This window comes from Amycolatopsis sp. TRM77291, assembly GCF_054166285.1.
This window is the reverse complement of sequence record NZ_JBSZHF010000001.1, coordinates 927,940-947,640: the sequence shown is the minus strand read 5'-3', so window position 1 is coordinate 947,640 and position 19,701 is coordinate 927,940. Positions and strand designations below refer to the sequence as shown.

17 protein-coding genes and 1 pseudogene are annotated in these 19,701 nt (G+C 66.2%); 13 read left to right on the top strand and 5 right to left on the bottom strand.

Annotation, left to right across the window (positions count from 1 at the left end; all coding sequences use genetic code 11):
- Nucleotides 1-614 precede the first annotated feature (614 nt).
- The 12 genes and pseudogenes from ACXIZN_RS04570 (at nucleotide 615) to ACXIZN_RS04515 (ending at nucleotide 12,340) form a co-directional block, all read left to right on the top strand.
- A complete protein-coding gene (locus ACXIZN_RS04570; protein WP_457952701.1) occupies nucleotides 615-1,034 on the top strand; it encodes a hypothetical protein in 420 nt (139 codons plus the stop codon).
- Nucleotides 1,035-3,652: 2,618 nt separating this feature from the next.
- The gene (locus ACXIZN_RS04565) at nucleotides 3,653-4,519 is read left to right on the top strand and encodes a DUF6192 family protein (RefSeq protein ID WP_457952700.1); all 867 of its coding nucleotides are present in this window, start codon (nucleotides 3,653-3,655) and stop codon (nucleotides 4,517-4,519) included.
- 2 nt (nucleotides 4,520-4,521) lie between these two features.
- Nucleotides 4,522-4,932 (top strand): hypothetical protein, encoded by a 411-nt coding sequence (locus ACXIZN_RS04560; protein WP_457952699.1) that lies wholly within the window; start codon nucleotides 4,522-4,524, stop codon nucleotides 4,930-4,932.
- A gap of 167 nt (nucleotides 4,933-5,099) precedes the next feature.
- On the top strand, nucleotides 5,100-5,402 hold the full coding sequence (locus tag ACXIZN_RS04555) for a transposase (RefSeq protein WP_457952698.1): 303 nt from the start codon (nucleotides 5,100-5,102) through the stop codon (nucleotides 5,400-5,402).
- A pseudogene (locus ACXIZN_RS04550) lies at nucleotides 5,399-5,626 on the top strand (IS3 family transposase); the annotation flags it as partial. The gene ACXIZN_RS04555 and the pseudogene ACXIZN_RS04550, both read left to right, overlap by 4 nt.
- Before the next feature lie 41 nt (nucleotides 5,627-5,667).
- On the top strand, nucleotides 5,668-6,306 hold the full coding sequence (locus ACXIZN_RS04545; RefSeq protein ID WP_457960455.1) for an IS3 family transposase: 639 nt from the start codon (nucleotides 5,668-5,670) through the stop codon (nucleotides 6,304-6,306).
- A gap of 166 nt (nucleotides 6,307-6,472) precedes the next feature.
- Nucleotides 6,473-6,937, top strand: a complete 465-nt coding sequence (locus ACXIZN_RS04540) for a hypothetical protein (protein ID WP_457952697.1) — start codon at nucleotides 6,473-6,475, stop codon at nucleotides 6,935-6,937.
- Nucleotides 6,938-7,026: 89 nt separating this feature from the next.
- Entirely contained in the window at nucleotides 7,027-7,848 is an 822-nt protein-coding gene (locus ACXIZN_RS04535; RefSeq protein WP_457952696.1) for an inositol monophosphatase family protein, read from the top strand.
- A 771-nt stretch (nucleotides 7,849-8,619) separates the two neighbouring features.
- Nucleotides 8,620-9,417 carry a S1 family peptidase gene (locus ACXIZN_RS04530; RefSeq protein WP_457952695.1) on the top strand — a complete coding sequence of 266 codons (798 nt, stop codon included), beginning with the start codon at nucleotides 8,620-8,622 and terminating at the stop codon, nucleotides 9,415-9,417.
- 322 nt (nucleotides 9,418-9,739) lie between these two features.
- Complete coding sequence (locus ACXIZN_RS04525) at nucleotides 9,740-10,123, top strand: hypothetical protein (protein ID WP_457952694.1); 384 nt, start codon at nucleotides 9,740-9,742, stop codon at nucleotides 10,121-10,123.
- A 10-nt stretch (nucleotides 10,124-10,133) separates the two neighbouring features.
- On the top strand, nucleotides 10,134-11,078 hold the full coding sequence (locus ACXIZN_RS04520) for a hypothetical protein (RefSeq protein WP_457952693.1): 945 nt from the start codon (nucleotides 10,134-10,136) through the stop codon (nucleotides 11,076-11,078).
- A gap of 491 nt (nucleotides 11,079-11,569) precedes the next feature.
- Nucleotides 11,570-12,340: an NYN domain-containing protein gene (locus tag ACXIZN_RS04515; protein WP_457952692.1), complete on the top strand. Its 771-nt coding sequence runs from the start codon at nucleotides 11,570-11,572 to the stop codon at nucleotides 12,338-12,340.
- A 242-nt stretch (nucleotides 12,341-12,582) separates the two neighbouring features.
- Here ACXIZN_RS04515 and ACXIZN_RS04510 read toward each other — a convergent pair whose 3' ends face one another.
- Nucleotides 12,583-13,947 carry an MFS transporter gene (locus ACXIZN_RS04510; RefSeq protein WP_457952691.1) on the bottom strand — a complete coding sequence of 455 codons (1,365 nt, stop codon included), beginning with the start codon at nucleotides 13,945-13,947 and terminating at the stop codon, nucleotides 12,583-12,585.
- Between the two features lie 136 nt (nucleotides 13,948-14,083).
- On the opposite strand from ACXIZN_RS04510, the gene ACXIZN_RS04505 reads away from it, so the two are divergent.
- A complete protein-coding gene (locus tag ACXIZN_RS04505) occupies nucleotides 14,084-14,740 on the top strand; it encodes a TetR/AcrR family transcriptional regulator (RefSeq protein WP_457952690.1) in 657 nt (218 codons plus the stop codon).
- 42 nt (nucleotides 14,741-14,782) lie between these two features.
- On the opposite strand, the gene ACXIZN_RS04500 is transcribed toward ACXIZN_RS04505, so the two are convergent.
- From ACXIZN_RS04500 to ACXIZN_RS04485, 4 genes are all read right to left on the bottom strand, one after another.
- Nucleotides 14,783-16,249, bottom strand: coding sequence for a SulP family inorganic anion transporter (locus ACXIZN_RS04500; protein WP_457952689.1), 1,467 nt, complete (start codon nucleotides 16,247-16,249; stop codon nucleotides 14,783-14,785).
- A gap of 255 nt (nucleotides 16,250-16,504) precedes the next feature.
- On the bottom strand, nucleotides 16,505-16,906 hold the full coding sequence (locus tag ACXIZN_RS04495) for a MerR family transcriptional regulator (RefSeq protein ID WP_457952688.1): 402 nt from the start codon (nucleotides 16,904-16,906) through the stop codon (nucleotides 16,505-16,507).
- Between the two features lie 248 nt (nucleotides 16,907-17,154).
- Nucleotides 17,155-18,795, bottom strand: a complete 1,641-nt coding sequence (locus tag ACXIZN_RS04490) for an ABC transporter permease (protein WP_457952687.1) — start codon at nucleotides 18,793-18,795, stop codon at nucleotides 17,155-17,157.
- Nucleotides 18,792-19,700, bottom strand: a complete 909-nt coding sequence (locus ACXIZN_RS04485) for an ATP-binding cassette domain-containing protein (protein WP_457952685.1) — start codon at nucleotides 19,698-19,700, stop codon at nucleotides 18,792-18,794. Before ACXIZN_RS04485 ends, ACXIZN_RS04490 begins: the two co-directional genes overlap by 4 nt.
- Between the last annotated feature and the right edge of the window lies 1 nt (nucleotide 19,701).

Genomic DNA, 19,701 nt, shown 5'->3' with positions numbered 1-19,701 from the left:
CTATGTAGCCCAACTGGGTAGTTCTTCGTAGGCGCATCGCAGCGTTACGTCTTCCGCGTCTCCAGCGGTAGCTCGGCCAGCGTCTACCTTTGGCTCGTCGATGAGGTCGCTGGCGACGGTGAGGACGCAAAGGCCATGAAGGATGTGCGGGGCGCGACATCGGAGAGGCCGCGCAGCCGCTGCGCGTGGCTTTCGTCGACTGTCTAGGTAAGTGAGCGTCGTAGCGCGAGAAGGTCCTGGCCGGTGCCCCAGTCGTCGCACGACACCCAGCCGCCGCGTAGCGCCGACAATTGTGCAGCCAGCACCACTCCGAGCGATTGACCCGGCGACGCGCACATCCGACTCGTGTGGGCTGCCGGCGAGCGTCGCAAGGGTGGGTTCGTCGAGCAGTCGGGCTGGTGTCGCTCAGCTCCGTGAAATGCCGTGCCGCCTCCCAGACTCTCTGCGCTGGTCAGTCGTTTCCGGCCGGTGGCGTTTTGTTCCGGACAATACGCCGGTGGAACAAAGGTCGCTGGGACCTGCTGAGGCAACCGCGACAGCGTCCCGGGCGTACTGAGGGCATGACGTCATCGAGGTCCCGGCTGCCCGGAATGGCCGTTTTGTGGCTTCCCCTGATGCTGCTGGTCGGCGGTCTCGCCGAGCTGGGGTTCGGTGTTTCCATCGCCGCGGATGTCAACCGGTCGGCTGGGCTCTTCCCCGGGCGGGTTGTGGCGACCGCGTCTCGGGACCGCGTGACCGCGGAGGTCATATACGTCGGACCCGACGGGGTGAGGACGGAAACCTTTGAACACCATAAGCCGCGCACGGTCCACAAAGGAGGCCGGGTACACATCCGGGTATGGCCGGACGAGCGACGCGCGGAACTTGACGAAGGCGACAAGCACACCTTCGCGATCGTCATCGGCAGCGTGCTGACTCTGCTCGGCGCGGGCGCCACCGTACTGGTGGTGCTGTGGCATCACGGCGTGCGGATGGAGAAACCCCGAGAACGGTTCCACCTGTGGTGGTGCTGGTTAGTGTCCTTCTGGCGGTGATACCCCACGGCCGTGATGACAAGCAGCACCAGACCTGCCTCCCACCGCTTCCGATCCCTCCTTCTCCCGCGCTGACGCCAGCACGCTGCCACCCTTGAGGTGACCGACCACGAGGGCTTGGCAAGCCAAGGCGCTGTCGTGTCGTCGCAAGCCCGCCTACGGCGCTGATCGGCCATCCACGACGGCGGCGGCCAGTTCCCCCAAGGCTCCGGATCGCGTCGCGGATCCGCGCCCGGCTGCCGTCGTGATCGAGACTGGCGTAGCTCAATTCGGCGAACCGCCGCGTGTAGCAGCCAAGCCCGCGGCCGTCAGAAGTCTCGTCGCAGACTATCTGGATGCGGCTGGGGGCCGGCGCGTCCTCGAACACCGTGTCCCGCCCGTCGGCGTCGGTCACGATCGTGAACGCGCGCCCCTGAGCGAACCCAACCCAGGCACCGGGCCGAACACGGGGTCGGGGACGAACGCGAGATTCGGCAACAGCACCAGCCGCGCTCCGAAGTGCAGGACCCGCAGGGTGCGGGACCGCTGGTCGGTGCGGTCCAGCAGCCAGCGCAGTAGGCGATAACGCGATACGCGGATCGCCCCGTCCGCGCTCGAGCGCCTTGTGCGCGTGTTCGTTGACCACAAAGGCCATCCCGGCCGATTGATCACGACGCAGCACCGCCATGCGCCGCGGTTGCACGTCTGCTCGGCATAGGCGCCGTCCATTAACAAGTCTAGAACTCCAGCCCGCCGAATGTGCGGTTCGACACCGCGGTATCTTCAGCCCGGCATAAGGCGGCCGCGTCGGCACGGATTTTGTCAAGAGTGTCCATCGTGGTCACATCATCTCCGTTCGTGGGCAGATTCTGGCGCTCGCTGGTAAGCCCACGCGAGGATGTGGGTCACGGCACACACGATGTGACGAGCGTGCGCAGCAAGGACCAGCACGGTCCAGGCCGATCGTTCGATCCCGGTCATAGCCTGCCACCCTGTGCCGAACTCCACCGGACCATCGGGCCAGAACTCCGAACAATCCAGCGCACCGACCCGGCGGCGGAACTGGAAGTCACCGGGCTCGATTGCAGCGGAAGTCGCCTCTGAGCTCCGCGACCGCGGAGCCGCTGATCAGCGATCCGAAGCCTCGGCCCCGCCGCGAGCACCATGGCGAGCTGATCCGACGGCACGGTCCGCCACCGGGGCTCCAGCTCGCGGGCGACCCACGCCGCAGTCCGCAGGCGATCGCGGACATGGCTGAGCCCGTACCCCTCGAACACGTCCGCCGACAACTGGAGTACCAGGCTGGGGTGCAGGAAAGAGACAGGCCCCCGGCCCAGGGGCGTGTCATAGCTCGTCCCGAATCCCTTCGCCATGTCCCGGTACACCGCGCGGGGCGCGCTCGACCGGCGCGGTACTCCGCAGGATCGCGCCGATCCCGGAACGCACCATGGTGTCATGTTTCCTCGCCGAGGACGTCGCGGATGTTTGCCACCAGACGCTCCCGGGCTTCGGAGGTCAGCGGGGAAGCCAGGGTGCTCTCGTATCCCGATGCGCCGTCGGCGGCCATCCGGGCGACCAGGCAACGCAGCGCGACTGATCATCCATGTCTTCGACGGACTGCTCGCCTTCGGGGAACCAGCGCCGGGCCGTACACCTTTCCGATCCGGCGGCCGAATTTGGCCCTGCCTGAAGCAACTTCGGCATCACTTCGGGAAGATGGACGACTTGGCGGCACCGTTGCCGCACACCGAACTGCCCGGACCCCATCGGAAACTGGGCAACCGCCATCATAGAAGCACAATGCGGCCACCCTTGGGTTCTCATGAAAGAGAACTAGACAGTCAGACACCCGAGGTGTTGACACAGAGGCGCCATGCGCGGCTGAGCAAGCATATCCAGCGCGGAAGTCGCAGTGCGGGCGCAAAGCCAACATGCTTATGCCGACTACTCTAGAAGTACCTGGTTCGTAGCGTGCTGACGGACAGCTTTCAAGTCAATCGAGGCAGCGTCCATCACAACGAATTTCCAAGCGACGACATCGTTGACACGGGACGACGCATCACGAGAAATGACCTAAACTTATCCGATGACGGCAACGCGCAAGTGCGCGGCGTGCGGCGAAGCACTCTCGCCGAACGCCCGGGCCGACGCGAAGTATTGCTCCACCAGCTGCAGGTCACGACATTGGCGCTGGGTTCGCCGAGCCCAAACTCGCATAAAGATCTTGCGTGCGCGCGACGACGCCAGCACGTGCCCGGTCTGCAGTGATCGTTTACCGGCCATACGACGGCGGTCCGATGCCATCTACTGTTCCGCTTCGTGCAGGACAAGAGCCTGGCGAAATAGGCTAGCCGTTCGAAGTAAGCGTCAACCGTGACAACTACGGCAAACGGTTAATCGCAAGACTGCCCCCCTCGCGAAGACCCCTTGCCTTTCTGGACTAGTCGGAGCACGATGAGCGTTCTCCTCGTCGCTGCGCCGACGCCGAGTTTCGACAAGACGGTGATCAGATGAAAGCATTGATCGACAAAAAGTAACACGGCACGCCGCATAGTCACCTACGCCACCCAGCCCGGTCTTTACCCGGCTTGAGCCCTGCTTCCGCGACAAGTCTCGCCATACCAAAATTAAGGAATGCCATGACAACAAAGGTTGGAAATGTTACCCAAAGACGCTATCAAAAGCTCGTGGAGAAAGCCGTAAAGACAGTTCAAACTCTGACGGACTGCCAGTTCGAGATCGGCTACATTGCGGTCGAAATTGAACCTATCCAGCCGATCGGCGGAACACATGGCGCCGAGGTCTACGACACGCTCAGCAAGTTCGCGGATGAGATCGGGATCGAGTTCAATACGCTCCTTACCTACAGGGAGGTAGCGTCACGCTGGCCGAAGTCGAAGCGCTCCAAGAATGCGTCGTTCACGGTGCACAAACACCTTGCCCACCTGCAGAATCGCTTCGAGTTGATTCGCCAGCAGCCACCGCCCGAGCTCGGCGGCGGCAACCGCTGGACTTGCGACGTCGCGGCACGGGCTGCGGGCCAGACGCCGCGGAACCCACAGACCAGCCAGGAACGCGTCCATCGAATTCACGACCTGGCCAGGGACGATATCGTGGCCGCGGAAGTCGCGACCGACCTCCTGCGGCGCCCGGAGGTCGCACATCGCGTCATGGGCGACCACACCGCTCGCCACATGGTGAACAGTGTTCAGGCCGAGCGGAGCCGTCAAGCGCAAAATGTAGCTCGCGAGCGGACCCCCACCATTCGCCGAGTCGAGCACCGCATGGAGATCGTCAATCTCCTTGGTGCTTGCGCCGCCTTCGTATCCGCCGTCAATCGAGTCGTCCCAACCCTGCACGGAGAACACCTCACGACGAACGAGCAAGAAGCGGTGTTCGACAACCTGCAACGAGTCCGCGCTGCCGCGGACTGGTCTCAGACTGTCGTCGAGACCGGCGACACCAGCATGGATGAGCAGCTCGAGCAACTCTTGCGTGGCGACTGACCATGGCAGCGCCGATACCACGGCACGTCAGCGGCGAGCTCGTCCGAGTCGCCTTAATGCAGGCCAGGCCCGGCGCGCTGAGCACCGTTCAGTTGGTCGAAGTAACCGACCTGACCCCTAGCCAGGTAGCGAACGGTATTCGCTGGATCCGAGAGACCGCCGCAGCCGCCAACCTCACGCCGTTGATCTGGACCGCTCGAGCCGGATACGAGTTCTCGGACAACCCTGTCGACTGGATGAACTACGAGATCAGTGTCTTTCGGCGAGTGCTGACCGTACTGCTGCGCCTGCTCCAGGGGACTCTCGACCCACACCAGGCAAAAACACCTCGTGACCGCTACGCCAAAATGGCCATTAGTCACGTCAATACCATGATCGAGTCCTTGGAGTACATGACTCAGCACGAGCGATGATTTCCAGCAAAGGGATGCCAGGGCGCGATGTTCTGGTTCGAGACGCCGTCGTCGCGGGGGCACGTGCGCCGGAGGTACCAGTGACCATTTGGGCTTGACCCGTTTTGGCGGACATCCAAGATCAGGGGGCGTGTGCCTCCGGAAGGATGTCCGTCATCATGGAGACTATGGGCAAGAAGAAGCCTCGGGCTCGGCGTTCGTTCACACGGGAGTTCAAGGCTGAGATCGTCGAGCTGTGCCAGCGCGGGGATCGCTCGATCGGTCAGGTCGCGAAAGACTTCGACCTGACCGAGACCGCCGTGCGGCAGTGGATCGCGCAGGCCGAGCGGGACGCGGGGGCCCGCGCCGACGGGCTGAGTACTGACGAGCGGGACGAGCTGGCCCGGTTGCGGCGGGAGAACCGCCGGTTGTCCGAGGACGTGGAGATCCTCAAACGAGCGACGGCTTTCTTCGCGAAGGAGATCCGGTGAACGTGTACCCGTTCATCGAGGCGGAGAACGCCGGCACCACCGGCAACGTGAAACGTTCCTGTGAGCTACTCAAGGTCTCCCGAGCCGCCTACTACGCCCATCGCGACGCCGAATCTTCGGCCCGCCAGCGACAGGATGACGAACTGACCGCCGAGATCATCGCGATCCACGACGAGTCGAAAGGCACCTACGGAACACCCCGTGTCCACGCGGAGCTGCGCGCCCGCGCGGGCGGCGGCATTCCCGCAAGCGCGTCGCCCGGCTCCTGCGCGCCGCTGGGCGAGCGGGCAGGGCTCCGAAACGATGGCGCACCACGACGGTTCCCGACCCGGCAGCGACCACTTCAGCTGATCTTATCAAGCGGGACTTCTCCTGCAGCGCAACAGAAATCAACACCCGGTGGTGTGGCGACATCACCTATATCCACACCTGGGAGGGCTGGTTGTATCTGGCCACGGTGATCGATCTCAGGTCACGGCGGGTCGTCGGGTGGGCCACCGCGGACCACTTGCGCACCGAGCTCATCGCCGAGGCACTCGACAACGCGGTCGCGCAGCGCCGGCCCGAGCCCGGGGTGATCTTCCATTCCGACCGAGGCTGCCAGTACACCTCTGCCCAGTTCGGTGACCTCGCCGAGGACCATGGGGTGCGTTTATCGGTGGGGCGTAAGAGACAGTGCTGGGACAACGCGGTCGCCGAGTCCTTCTTCGCCACCATCAAAGCCGAACTGATCGACCGGCAAGGCTGGCCGACGCGGACCGTCACACACAAGGCGATCTTCGAATACATCGAAGGCTGGTACAACACCCGCCGACGACACTCCAGCCTCGGCCATCTCAGCCCCAACGCCTACGAAACAAGCAACCTGACAACCGAAGACACCTCCAGTCGTCAGGTAGCCTGACACCACCTCATCGACCCTGTCCGTCAAAACGGGTCAACCCCACTGCGCGTGGTGCGACACCCCACATACCCATGACCCAACTCGGTACGATCTCGCCGCCGAGCAGCGAGTTCTCTCGATCGACGACATCCTGTCCTGGCTTGCCTCCACTCCCGCCGATCTGCTGGTGATCACGGGCGGCGAGCCGTTGCTACAGCCGCGCGCTCTGGAGCGGCTGCTGTGCACGATCCGAGAGCGTGCGCTCGCCGCCGATATCGAGATCGAGACCTCCGGCACCATCCCGCCTACGGACTTGCTCACCTCGGCGGTGACACGGTTCAACGTCTCACCGAAGCTCGCGCATTCGGGGCTGCGCCGCCATCAACGCGTCCGCCCAGCAGCACTGCGCCACTTCGCCGGCACCGGGAAAGCCATCTGGAAGTTCGTCGTCCAAGAGACCAACGACTTGGACGAGGTCCAAGAGCTCGTCGGGACCTACGACCTCAAGCCGGTCTGGATCATGCCGGAGGGCACCGACAGCGCCACTGTGCTGGCACGGATGCGGCTGCTGGCCGAGCCAGTGCTGGCCCGCCGGTGGCACCTATCTACCCGACTTCACACTCTGTTGTGGGAGAACGATCGTGGCCGCTGATACCGAGTTCACTGATCCACGCCTAGTCAACGGTCACACAAGGAACGGCCCGACGGTATCCGTCAGCAACGAAGCATCTGAGGGATCAGATGGCGCAGCGACCTGATCTCACGTTCGCGCTCACAGCTGCGCACAACGCCATGGATCTCGCTGTGGAGCATGTGCTTCGCCACCCTCCACGCCAGATCCGCTACAAAGGTGACCGCGATCCTGTTTCGGACGTCGACGAGACCGTCGAACGACTGATACACCAGCGCTTGACCGGCGCGGACAGCACCAGCATTGGGTTCCTTGGCGAGGAGACTGGACCAGTCGGAAACCGTGACACCTACTGGGTTCTCGATCCCATCGACGGCACGGTCAACCACCAGCACGGCAACCCACTCTGCGCAATCGCCCTCGGCCTGGTCCACAACGAGCAACCAGTGCTAGGAGTCACCGCACTGCCCTTTCTCGGGCACCGATACTCAGCAACGGAAGGCGGCGGCGCCTTCAGCGACGGCGAGCCGATCACAACATCGAACACCGACAAGCTCAACAAAGCCTTGATCGGCTTCGGTGACTATGGCAGCGGTACCGACACGGGCCTGCGTGACGTCCTGTGCGCGTCCCTGGACCACTCCCTTACCGCACGCGCACAGGAACTTCGCCGCTATGGATCCTCCGCACTCGACCTGGTCTGGGTCGCCGACGGAACCCTCGACGCCTGCATTCTGCTCGGCAATCGCACCTGGGACACCGCAAGCGGCGCTGTCATCGCCCGAGAGGCCGGAGCACTGGTTCTCGACTCGGACGCCAGCCCACACTCCGTGCGTTCCCGCTGCGTCGTCGCGGTCAGCCCAGGACTCCCCGAGGAACTGCTACCCCTGCTACACCACCTGCGCGGCAGCCGGTTCTGGCCCGGCAACTGAACGAGTGCCTGATGCCCCACAGCAACCGGACCGACGATGAACCCGGCCCTGCCCGTCGGCCTCGTGACCGTCCTGCTGTTGGCTGGCGCGGTGCTCGCCATGCGAGCCCGCGCCCGCCAACGGCGTCGGCGCTGGAACTCCCGCCCAGACTCGGTAGCGGGTATCACCGCCCGCATCGCGGCCGAACATCAGCGACGTCGCCCGGTCTGGCCCGCGTCCGACCGCGACCTCCGGCGAACCACCGCGGATCACGACCAGCAGACCCTCCAGCTGCCCCGCATTCTTACGCCGCAGACGCGACGAAGGCCCAGTCCACGGCCGCGCTAGTAACGCCTCCCGCACCGCCTGCTGTCCTCGCACACGGTGAGGCGGTGGGCTAGGTGAGCTTGCTCCGCCGCGCGTAGACCACTCCGGACGCGGGCCGCCATACCGCAGGTAGCGACTCCTTACTGCGCAGTTCAAGCCCCTTCATCGACTAGAAAGACAGCTCCTTGCACAGAAAGACTTTGTCGTTCGCAGCTGCCGTAGCGGTGAGCATCGCCACCGCGTTGACTGCCCCCGCGGCGACGGCCGTCGCCGACACACCACCCCCCCGGGTCGAGCCGTTGCTGATCGGTGCTCACCCGGCCGCGAGCGCGCCGCCGGGGATCGCCTCGCTGCAGTACGACGCACCCGAACACGGTGAGAAGTACGTCGACTACCACACCTGTGGCGGCGNCGGCCCCCGCGGCGCCGGCCGCCCCCGACACACCACCCCCGCGGGTCGAGCCGTTGCTGATCGGTGCTCACCCGGCCGCGAGCGCGCCGCCGGGGATCGCCTCGCTGCAGTACGACGCACCCGAACACGGTGAGAAGTACGTCGACTACCACACCTGTGGCGGCGGCCTGGTGTTTCGCGGGTGGGTGTTCACCGCCGCGCACTGCGTCACGGATCCGCCCGCGGGACCTGCGGCTCGATCGACGGTAAGTCAGTGGTTCAACACTGATGACGCGCCGATTCCGACCGCGGACAAGCGATTCCACGTCCGGGTCGGCAGCCTCGACCGGCTCTCCGGCGGCGAGACCGCGAGCGTCAGCAAGATCGTCGTGCACCCCGGCTGGCAATGGGGACAAGGGGCGCCAAAACAGAAGGTCGTCGACGCCGCGATGGTCAAGCTCGACCATCTGCTCCAGCAGCCGACCGTGCAACTCGCCCGCGACCCCGCCCGACGTGGTGACAAGATCACTCTGTACGGGTGGGGCGTGACCGAACCTGACAGCACCCGCTCCGGCCTACCGAGGCACCTGCAGAAGCTCAACACTCGTGTCACGGCGCCGTCGCGCTGCGCTGCAGCGCTCATCTCCGCCGGAGAGATCTGCACCGACAATCCCAGCGGCACCGACGGCAGCTGCTATGGAGACTCCGGTACACCCGCCCTGGCCACCATCGACGGAGTCCCCCAGCTCGTCGGAAACGCCAGTCGTTCCGCCGACCCCCAGTTCTGCGGCGTCCAACCCGACGTCTTCACCAGCTCCCCGGAGCTGCGGGACTGGATCTACCACGTCGCCCGCACCGGCAACGCCACCTAGTCACCGATCTCGGGGTGCCGCCTCCTCTCGAGAGGGGGCGGCACACCCCACCATCCAGGACATCGGCGTTGATGAACGTCTCAACCAGAACACCACCGGACGGGCAGGGACGGTGATGGGTAACCGGACTACGCGCGCCGTCTCGTCACGACGTCGCCGAGACTCACGTCCGCCGTTGGGGCTGAGCGTCCGTTATCAGGCCGGCGCCACCTTGCGCGACCTCGCGGTTGCGTACCACTTGTCCGTCCGGGCCGTGCGCGCCTTCCTGGTCGCGGACGGAGTCCAGATCCGACGTCCTGGCCACAGAGTCCGAACCTCATCCGTGTCCGCCACCGCGGCAGCGGACCGGCATCCCGTACGAGCGGGAACAGCGAAGCTGGCGACCGTGCACCCGTTGCGCACGCCTGCCCGCGATTCGGAGCCGCAGCTCGGCGTGGACGCGCTGTTCTGGCCGCCCTGCGACCTCGACCTGCCGCACGAACCGGGCGCCGGCCATCTCGTCGCGGCAGCTACTCCAGGCCAGCCATGTGTCGGCGTCACTTCCCCGTATGTCGTGCATCGGGTCAACGAGAAGCCGATACCGACCAAGTCCGGCGAGTACACCGCGGTCCTGACTCGATGCGCACGCATCGGCCTCGTCGACGCTCCCCTGCCGCCGGACGCCCAGCTCTGCACCGAATGCCACCGTGAACCGACCACCCCGTGAGAGACCAACCGTGCCGAACTCGCTCCCGTACGACCCGACGGACGACGAAGACGCCGAGCACTACATCCGCGAAGCCCTCACCCCATCTCACCGCGGCAGGTGGGAAGCCCTGCTCGCCGACGACCGCGTCTCTCAGACCTACCGCGTACTCAAAACTATTGAAGCCCAGGCGAGCCACACGGCCACATGCCGCCGCGACCAGATCAAGCTCGCCGAGAAGCAACACGACGCCGGGCTCATGACCGCTGTCGAGCACACCAGCCAGTATCGCGAGTTCATCGCCTGGCGTGAACGAGCCAGCCTCTTCCATATCGTCGTGCACCAATACCTCGCCCTGGCCTCCGACCGCGTCCGCCAGGTCCATCGCGATAGCGTCGTGGAGTCCCTACAGCGCTCGCTACTGGCTCTGGCGGTCGCTGTTGACGACCACCGCCAGGCCCATGCCGGCGAGGAATCACTCGCCGACACCGCACTCTGGGCGCGGCTACAGCTTCTCCCCTGGCCCAACTCAGCCAACGCCAGCTACCGGATCGCTGACGCGGTCGCCGCCGAACGAGGCCGCCGCGGTGCCGCCCGCCACAGCAAGAACGGACTCATAGAGGTCCAGGGCACGCCAGTCTCCGGCGAGACCGTGGACGTCGCCGACGTCCTCCTCGAGATCACCGACCACGCCCAGCCGACCTGCGACCGCACCCGACTTGTCGAACTCTGGCATCAGCGAACCCCGGACCTGCTGCACTCACCCGCCGCACAAGTCGCAGCAACAAAACACAACGGCCGCTACACCACCCACCGGCTCCGAACGTCACTCACCTACCTCGAGCTACAAGGACTCATCACCCGAACGACACGCGGGAACAAGCCCGAGATCACGGTCCTCAATCGAGCCGCCCTGATCGCGCTACGCCGCCAATGGGACAAAGAGCACTTCCCACTCGACGACGCCGACTTCTAAGGATCGGAGCCCCGCTCTAGCGCTTACCTCGTCGCACACTTGGAATAGTGGCGGCAGCTGCAAGTCGGCACGCGAGCGCAGCAAAAGACCCGGCAGCGAGGGGGAGGGGCTGCCGGGCCACTACCTAGGTCGCCGATGGCTCGGCGGGCGTTACCGCGTTCCGTGGCCTTCCCGCACCTCGCAGAAGACCGCATTCACCGCGATGTAACCCGCCGCCGAGCCCCGACGACGCAACTCCGGCACACCGGAACGGCGGGAATCCTGAGACTGATCCGTCTTGCCGGTCCGCGGGCGAGCGACCAGTGCTCCCGACCCGGTAACCGGCGCAGTGCCGAGTTCCTGCGTCGTCGGGTCATGACCATCAACGCAGCGGAAATCGGCAGAGACGACGTCGCAGACCAGGTACGACGCTGGTGAAGTGCGTTGCTGCGGGATGATCGACCAACGTCGGCTGACGCCAGGGTCAGACGACTTACCGAAGGGCTTGATCCATGGCCGGCGAGAACACCATCAGACTCGCAGTACTAATCGACGCAGACAACGCACGACCGTCGATCACCGAAGGATTACTAGCCGAGGTCGCCAAGTACGGCACCGCTCACGTCAAACGCGCCTACGGCGACTGGACCGGCACCAACCTCAAAGGCTGGAAAGACCACCTGCTGGCCCAGTCCATCCAGCCCATCCAACAGTTCGCCTACACCACCGGCAAGAACGCCACCGACGCGGCGATGGTCATCGACGCCATGGACCTGCTCTACTCCGGACGCTTCGACGGATTCTGCATCGTCTCCAGCGACAGCGACTTCACCAGACTCGCCGCACGACTACGCGAATCCGGCCTCACCGTCTACGGCTTCGGCGAACGCAAAACACCCCAACCCTTCGTCGCGGCCTGCGACAAGTTCATCTACACCGAGAACCTCACCCACCCTCACAATCCCGCCGCGCCGGCGGAAGCGGACCCCAAGCCCAAACCCGCTACGGCAGCGGCACAACTGAAGGCCGACACAGCACTGGTGAACCAACTGCGCAACGCCGTCGAGGCAGCCTCCGACGACGACGGCTGGGCCGCACTCGCCGCAGTAGGCAGCATCATCACCAAACAACGCCCAGACTTCGACCCACGCAACTACGGCTACCCCAAGCTCAGCGGCCTGATCACCGCCACCACCCTGTTCGAACACGACCGGCGCACCCCCGGCGACGGCAAGCCGGCAGTCATCTACATCCGCGACAAACGACGCCGCCCTACCGAATAACCCGCACGTCCCCGGAGCAGTAAGCAGATCGTCGGCCGGAGCGAGCGGCCGATGTGCCCCGACGGCACCTTGACCGACACGCCAGGTCGAGTTCTGCGGAGCGCCGAGCCGGTACGTCCAGCTCACGGACGCACCCGGCGAATCTAGGAGCCGATTGCGCTAGAGATGCCCGCCGACTTTGGCCAGAGTCACCACTGTCGTCGGATTCAAAAGCAGAACGAAAGGGCGCCACAACCGGTCTGCTACCGGACAGCGCCGTCTCGTTGTGATGGCAGGGTGTATGCGAGCGCGGCCACGATGACCATGAGTGCCGCGATCACCACGAACGCGCGGCTGTAGGCGGCGGAAAGCGCTTCGGCGCCGGCGGTGTGGCTGCCCGCGACGGTGACCAGGACGGCCAGGCCGAGCGCACCGCCGACCTGTTTGGTGGTGTTCATCAGCCCTGAGGCGGCACCGGCGTCCGCCGTGTCGACCCCCGAGGTGACAGTGGTGGTGATCGGCGTGTTGAGCAGACCTCCGCCGATCGAGAACACGATCGCCGGGCCGAGGATCCCGGACAGGTATCCGCTGTCCGGTGTCAGCAGGCTCTGCCAGGCGAATCCGGTGGCGGTGAGGAGGGCGCCGGTCGCGATGAGGGTCCGGCTGTCGACGTACCGCATCAGCCACGGGGTGACGCGGGCGGCGACCAGGATGGTGACGACGGTGTGCGGCAGGAACGCGAGGCCGGTCAGCAGCGGGCTGTAGTGCAGGACGTTCTGCATGGACACGGTCAGGAAGAACCACATCGGGTTCAGGCAAGCCCCGGCCAGCAGCATCACCAAGTTCCCGAGACTGATCGCCCGCGCCCGGAACAGGCGCAACGGAATGACCGGGACCGCGGCGAAGCGCGCCTCGACCACGACGAATCCCGCCAACGCCGCAGCCCCTGCCAGCAGGCTCACCACCGTCACCGCCGCGTCCCAGCCCGCGTCATGGGACTGCGTGATGCCGTAGGCGAGCGCGGTCAGCCCCAGTGTCGCCAGGACCGCGCCCGCCAGGTCGAGCCGTGGGCGCGTCGCCGGACGACCGCCACCGGAGAGATACCGCAGGGCGAGCATGATGGCTCCGGCGCCGATCGGGACGTTGATCAGCAGGATCGATCGCCAGGAGAGGTACTCGGTGAGCACCCCGCCGAGAAGGTTTCCCGCGGTACCGCCCGCGACGCCGACCGCGGTCCACAGCGCCAGCGCGCGAGTACGCCCAGGGCCTTCGGGGAAGGTGGCGGTGAGTACCGTCAGCGTAGCCGGAGCCAGAACGGCGGCACCTACGCCTTGAACCGCACGAGCGGCGACAAACAACCCCGGGGTATCCGCCAGACCACCCACCAGGCTCGCACCAGAGAACAACGTGAGCCCGGCGAGGAACACCCGCCGACGGCCGTAGAGATCCGCCAGCCGCCCGCCGAGCAGAAGAAGCCCGGCGAACGTCAGCGCGTAGGCGTTGACCACCCACTGCTGACCCGCGGCGTCGAAATTGAGCGATCGCTGGATCGACGGCAGGGCGACGTTCACCACCGAGATGTCGAGCACGACCATGAACTGCGCCGCACACACCAGCGCGAGAACCATCTGCGACCCAGTGGTCCTCGACGACGGACCACCGCGGTCGGTGTCGCGGAAACCCACCGGACCTCCCGAGCCACTTCGTGATACAGCTGTATCATATACGCTCGTATCATAACCAACGAGTGCACGGAGGCGCGTAGTGCCGAGGACGGTCGATCATGCGGAGCGGCGCGCTCAGATCGCCGAAGCACTGGTCCGGGTCGCAGCCCGGGAAGGACTGCACGCCGTCACGATGCGGGCGGTGGCCGCCGAATCGGGAGTGTCGCTGCGGCTCATCCAGTACTACTTCGACACCAAGGAACAACTGCTGCTCGGCGCGCTGAGACAGCTGGAACAGCAGAGCCGCACACGGTGGGCGGCACGTCTGGCGGAGCTACCGGATCCGGTGCCACCGCGGGACTTCATCGAAGCGTTCCTCGCCGAAGCGCTGCCGTCGGACGAGGAAAGCCGGGTCTTCCATCTGGTCGGCGCCTCGTACGCGGTACTGGCGATGACCGATTCCCAGCTGAGCGCCGAACCGTTCGCCTCCAGCGTGGACGACCTCCACCAGCAGCTCGCTAATGCGCTGCGTCGCGCACAGGCCGGCGGGCAGCTGGCGCCGGGCGTGGACGTGTCGCTGGAGGCGGCCCGCCTGGTGACGCTCAGCCATGGCCTGGGCACCAGTGTCCTGATCGGACAACAGGATGTGGACGGCGCGACCGCGGTGTTGCGCTATCACGTGGATACCCTGTTTTCGGCGCACAACGGGGAAAGCGTGGCGACCCTGTCACACTCGACCACCGCATCGAACGAGTGAGGGCGGAGCCGTGACGGCTCCGCCCTCACTGTTCGGCCTGTGTCAGTGGCTGCCGGCGAGTTCGCCGGAGAGCTTTCCGTGCATGTGGGCGCTGTGTTCGTTCAGCCCGACGATCTCGACGGTCTTGCCCCGTGACGCGTATTTGGTGGTGATCGCGTCGAGTGCGGCGACGGTGGAGGCGTCCCAGATATGGGCGTCGGTGAGGTCGATGACGACCTTGTCCGGGTCGTTCGCGTAGTCGAATTGGTAGACCAAGTCGTTGCTGGAGGCGAAGAACAGCTCTCCGGTGACGGCGTAGACGACCTGGGTGCCGTCGGGGTCGACCACTGCGGTGACGTCGACCAGGTGCGCGACGCGGCGCGCGAAGATCACCATGGCGGTGATCGAGCCGACGACCACGCCGATGGCGAGGTTGTCGGTGGCCACCACGACGGCCACGGTGACGACCATGACGATGATCTCGCCCCACGGCATCCGCTTGAGTGTGGCCGGGGCGACGCTGTGCCAGTCGAAGGTGCCGAACGCGACCAGCACCATCACGGCCACCAGGGCCGCCATCGGGATCTGTGAGACCAGCGGACCGAAGACGATGCACAGGATCATCAGGAAAGTTCCGGCCAGGAACGTCGACAGCCGAGTCCGGGCACCGGCGGTCTTCACGTTGATCATGGTCTGACCGATCATCGCGCAACCGCCCATACCGCCGAAGAAACCCGTGACGATGTTCGCGACACCTTGACCGATCGCTTCACGGGTCTTGTTGGAACGCGTGTCGGTGATGTCGTCGACGAGCTTCGCGGTCATCAACGACTCCATCAGCCCCACCAGCGCGAACGCGAGCGCGTACGGCGCGAGCAACGCGAGCGTGCCGAGGGTGAACGGCACCTCCGGAACACCGGGCGTGGGCAGCGAGGAGGGCAGGACACCCTTGTCCCCCACCGTCGGGACCGCGATCCCCGCGGCGATCGTCAGCGCGGTCAAAGCCACAATGGACACCAGCGGCGCCGGAATCACCTTGGTGAGCTTCGGGAACAGCACCATGAGCACGAGCCCACCGGCGAACAGCGGGTACACCGGCCACGGCACGTCGATCAGCTCCGGCACCTGCGCCAGGAAGATCAAGATCGCCAGCGCGTTGACGAACCCGACCATCACGCTGCGCGGCACGAACCGCATCAGCCTGGCCACACCCAGCGAGCCGAGCACGATCTGGAACAGACCACCCAGGATCACCGTGGCGATCAGGTAGTTCAGCCCATGCTCACGCGCCAAGGGAGCGACCACGAGCGCGATCGCCCCGGTCGCGGCGGAGATCATCGCCGGACGACCGCCCACGACCGAGATCACCACCGCCATGGTGAACGACGCGAACAACCCGACACTCGGGTCCACGCCCGCGATGATCGAGAACGAGATCGCCTCCGGGATCAACGCGAGCGCGACCACCAGACCGGCGAGGATCTCAGTACGAGCGACCTTGGGCGACAACCACGAGGGGCGCGTGAACACCTGGGGCACAAGACTCGGCACAGACGGACAACCTGACTTTCTCGGGCGCCACGCGGGCGCGGAACCACCGCACGCCACCACGGCGTACTGACAAGACCCTGCGGACGTGCCGGCCAGGGGCATCCTCGACCAAGGTGCGGGAGCTGGGGCACTGATGACCCGGCGGCATGGTCCACCACCCGCCAGGCAACTCTCACCTTACGTTAGAGTAGAGATGGTCCGACCCGAAGGGTCCGGGGACGGAAGAGGGCAAGGTCACCCCCGACGCCGGCCGGAGCCCGTGTCGGTGGCGTCGTACGAGCGCAACAGGGCGGCGAACTCCTCGGCGATGGTCAGCCTCGCACGCAGCTCCACGCAGGCTTTCTCGGCGGTCTCACTGAATTCCCCAAGACGAGCCGCCGGGTCCGCGATCTCGGGACTCCCCGGGATCGGGTCAAGGATGGCCAGCAGGTCGCGCATCTCCTCCAGCTGGAACCCCAGCGGCTTCATCCGCTTGATCAGTTCCAGCCGGTCCACGTCCGGGTCGGTGTACAGCCGGAAACCGCCCTGACTGCGAGCGCTGGGGACCACCAAGCCTACTTCCTCGTAATAGCGGATCGTCCGCAACGACAGCCCGGTGCGCTCGGCCACCTCGCCGATCTGCATCTGCTCACCCACACCGGTTCCCCTTCACGTGCCACCACATCGAGGCTCGATTCGCCGCGCCATCGACCACACTTTCACGTAAACAGTACTGTCCCCCTTCGCGTCGGCCACACACTCAACCGCCTGACGGGAAAGAGGGCGACCACCATCGCGCCCCCAGATGTGCCGTGTTTGTCAAAGTCGCGTCCAGACAGTTAGACGACGGCTGATCGGCATGAACGGCCCATTCCCAGCGTTCTGGTGCGGTCAGAGGTTTCGGGTCAGGTGGCCAGGTCCCGGCGGCCGTAGCCGGCCAGGCCCGCGAGCACGAGAAGTCCCGATGTCACGAGGAGGACGATGATGGCGCTCCAGTTCGGCGGCTCGGCCGGGACCGAGGCGAGATGGCCGAAGGGTGTCAGGTAAGTCAGCCATGGCGGAGCTTCGACGCTTTGCAGGACGACGTTGAGCAGGAAGCCGCCGACGACGGGGAGCGCGCCGAGCACGGCGACCGCACGCGGCGCCCAGCCGAGGGCAAACACCGCGGCGCCGAGCGAGAGCAACGCGACCGGTGCCGCGTTCCACGCGCCGGTCAGGGCGGCGACCAAGCCGAGTGGCGCGGCCGCGATGGTGGCGCCGGTCCAGAGCGACAGCCCGGCCGCGGCGAGAAGCGCGAGCAACGCGACCACCGACACGGTGATCTCCGCGAGGGCGAATCTGTGGCGTGGAATGGGCAGGGCGAGCAAGGGTGTCCACCTGCGGTCGGCCTCGTCCGCGGCGAAAGCCGCGATCCGGGTGGCGCCGTAAAGACCGGCAGGGATGGCAAGGAGACCGAACATAGCGGCGGCGAACCCTTCGGCGGTTCCGAGGCCGGCGAACCCGGCCGCGCCCGCGAGCTCCGCGAACCGCTGGTTCTCCTGCAGGAAACGGAGAACGGACGAGATCAAGATCCCGACAAGGAAGAAGTACGCGACGATTCCGAGGGCCCATCCCGCCGTGGCACGCAAGGTGCGCCGCACGGCGAAGCCGGTGATGGAACCGAGCAGCCGTGTCCGCGGCCGGCGACGGCCGGACGGGTTGAGCAGGCCACGGCCGACGTCTCGGTGAACGGCGGCCACACTCGCGCCGGCGGTGAGCACGACCGGGAATGCGAAAAGCACAAGCAGCGGCGCCGCCTTGTTGCCCGCGTATGGCGACGCTTCGCCTGTCAAGCCGAACGGGGTGAGCCACGCGACCCACGAGAGCGTCTCGGCGCCGTCCGCGAGCATGCGCAGGAGCAGCCCCGCGCCGAGAACAGCGACGGCAAGGCCCGTCGCCGCCGAACGGGTAGGCAGGACCTGAGCCGCGAGCACTCCCGCCGCGGCGAACGTTAGGATCACGCCGAGCAGACCGGCGGCGTGGATGAGCGCACCGGCGGGCCTGGTGCCGGTGAGCAACAAGGCCAGTGCCACGGCCGAGGCGATGACGACCGCCGCGGCACCCAAGGCGATCAGGCACCGGATCACCAGGTCCAGCGGCCGGAGCCGGCCTGCGAGCAGCAGGTCGGCGCGACCGGCGTCTTCGTCACCACGGGTCAGCCGGGTCGCGGTCAGAAGCGCCCACACGGCGACCAGGACCTGTACCGGCGTCCCCGTTCGCCACACGGTGAACCCACCGGGATCGTCGAGCGCGACCGGTGGCCCGAACAGGATCCGGATGGCCGGATTCTCCGCCAGCGCCCGGAGCGCCGATCCGTCGAGTGCCCCGGCGAAGGTGCTCTGGTATTGGCCTGCCACGAGAGCGGACATCCCGGCCGCGGCGAAGGCGACGATCAGGGCGCCGCGGCGCGTCCTGCGGGCGAAGTGACGGGTGACGGCCAGGTTCGCGCTCTCCTGCCCGGCAGATTCTGTCGTGGTCGCAAGGGTTTCCGCAGACGCTGTGGTCATCGCGCGTTCTCCCCGTAATAGTCGAGGAAGATCTCCTCGAGCCGCGGTTCACGCATCGATATCGTGGTGACGTCGGCCGCGGCGAGCGCCCGCAACGCCGGCCCCGGGGGCCCGGACAGGGTGAACCGGACGCGATCTCCGTCCAGTCGTTCGACCTCGATGACACCAGATATGTCCACTAAGGACGGCTCCTGCCCGCGGAAGGCCACCTCGGCGGTGGTACGGCGCAATTTGCGCAGCTCCGCGATCCCGGCGATCTCGACGAGCCGTCCGGCGCGCAGGATCCCGACCCGGTCGCAGACGGCCTCGACCTCGGCGAGCTGATGCGAGCTGAGGAAGACCGTCTGGCCACGCTCCCGTGCTTCGCCCACACAGCGCTGGAATTCCTGCTCCATCAACGGATCCAGACCGCTGGTCGGCTCGTCGAGGACAAGCAGGTCCGCCCGGGCCGAGAACGCGGCGACCAACGCGATCTTCTGCCGGTTGCCGGTCGAATAGGTCTTCGCCCGCTTGTCCAGGTCGAGCGCGAACCGGCTCACGAGTTCCGCGCGATAGCGGGTATCGACGTCCGGGCCGACCCGGCCCAGCAGCTCGAGGATTTCGGCGCCGGTGAGCTCCGGCCACAGCGCGACGTCGCCAGGAACATAACCCAGCAGCCGGTGTGCCCGGCGAACATCCGACGCCGGAACGCCGAACACGGTGGCCGTCCCGGCCGACGGCCGGATCAGGCCGAGCAGCAGCCGGATCGTCGTGGACTTGCCCGCGCCGTTCGGGCCGAGGAAGCCGAACACCTCGCCGGCGGGAACGGACAAGGTGAGGTCGTCGACCGCGACGGTACGACCGAACCGCTTGGTCAGTCCATCGACGTGGACGGCAGGAGGGCGGGTCGCGGCTACGGATGACATG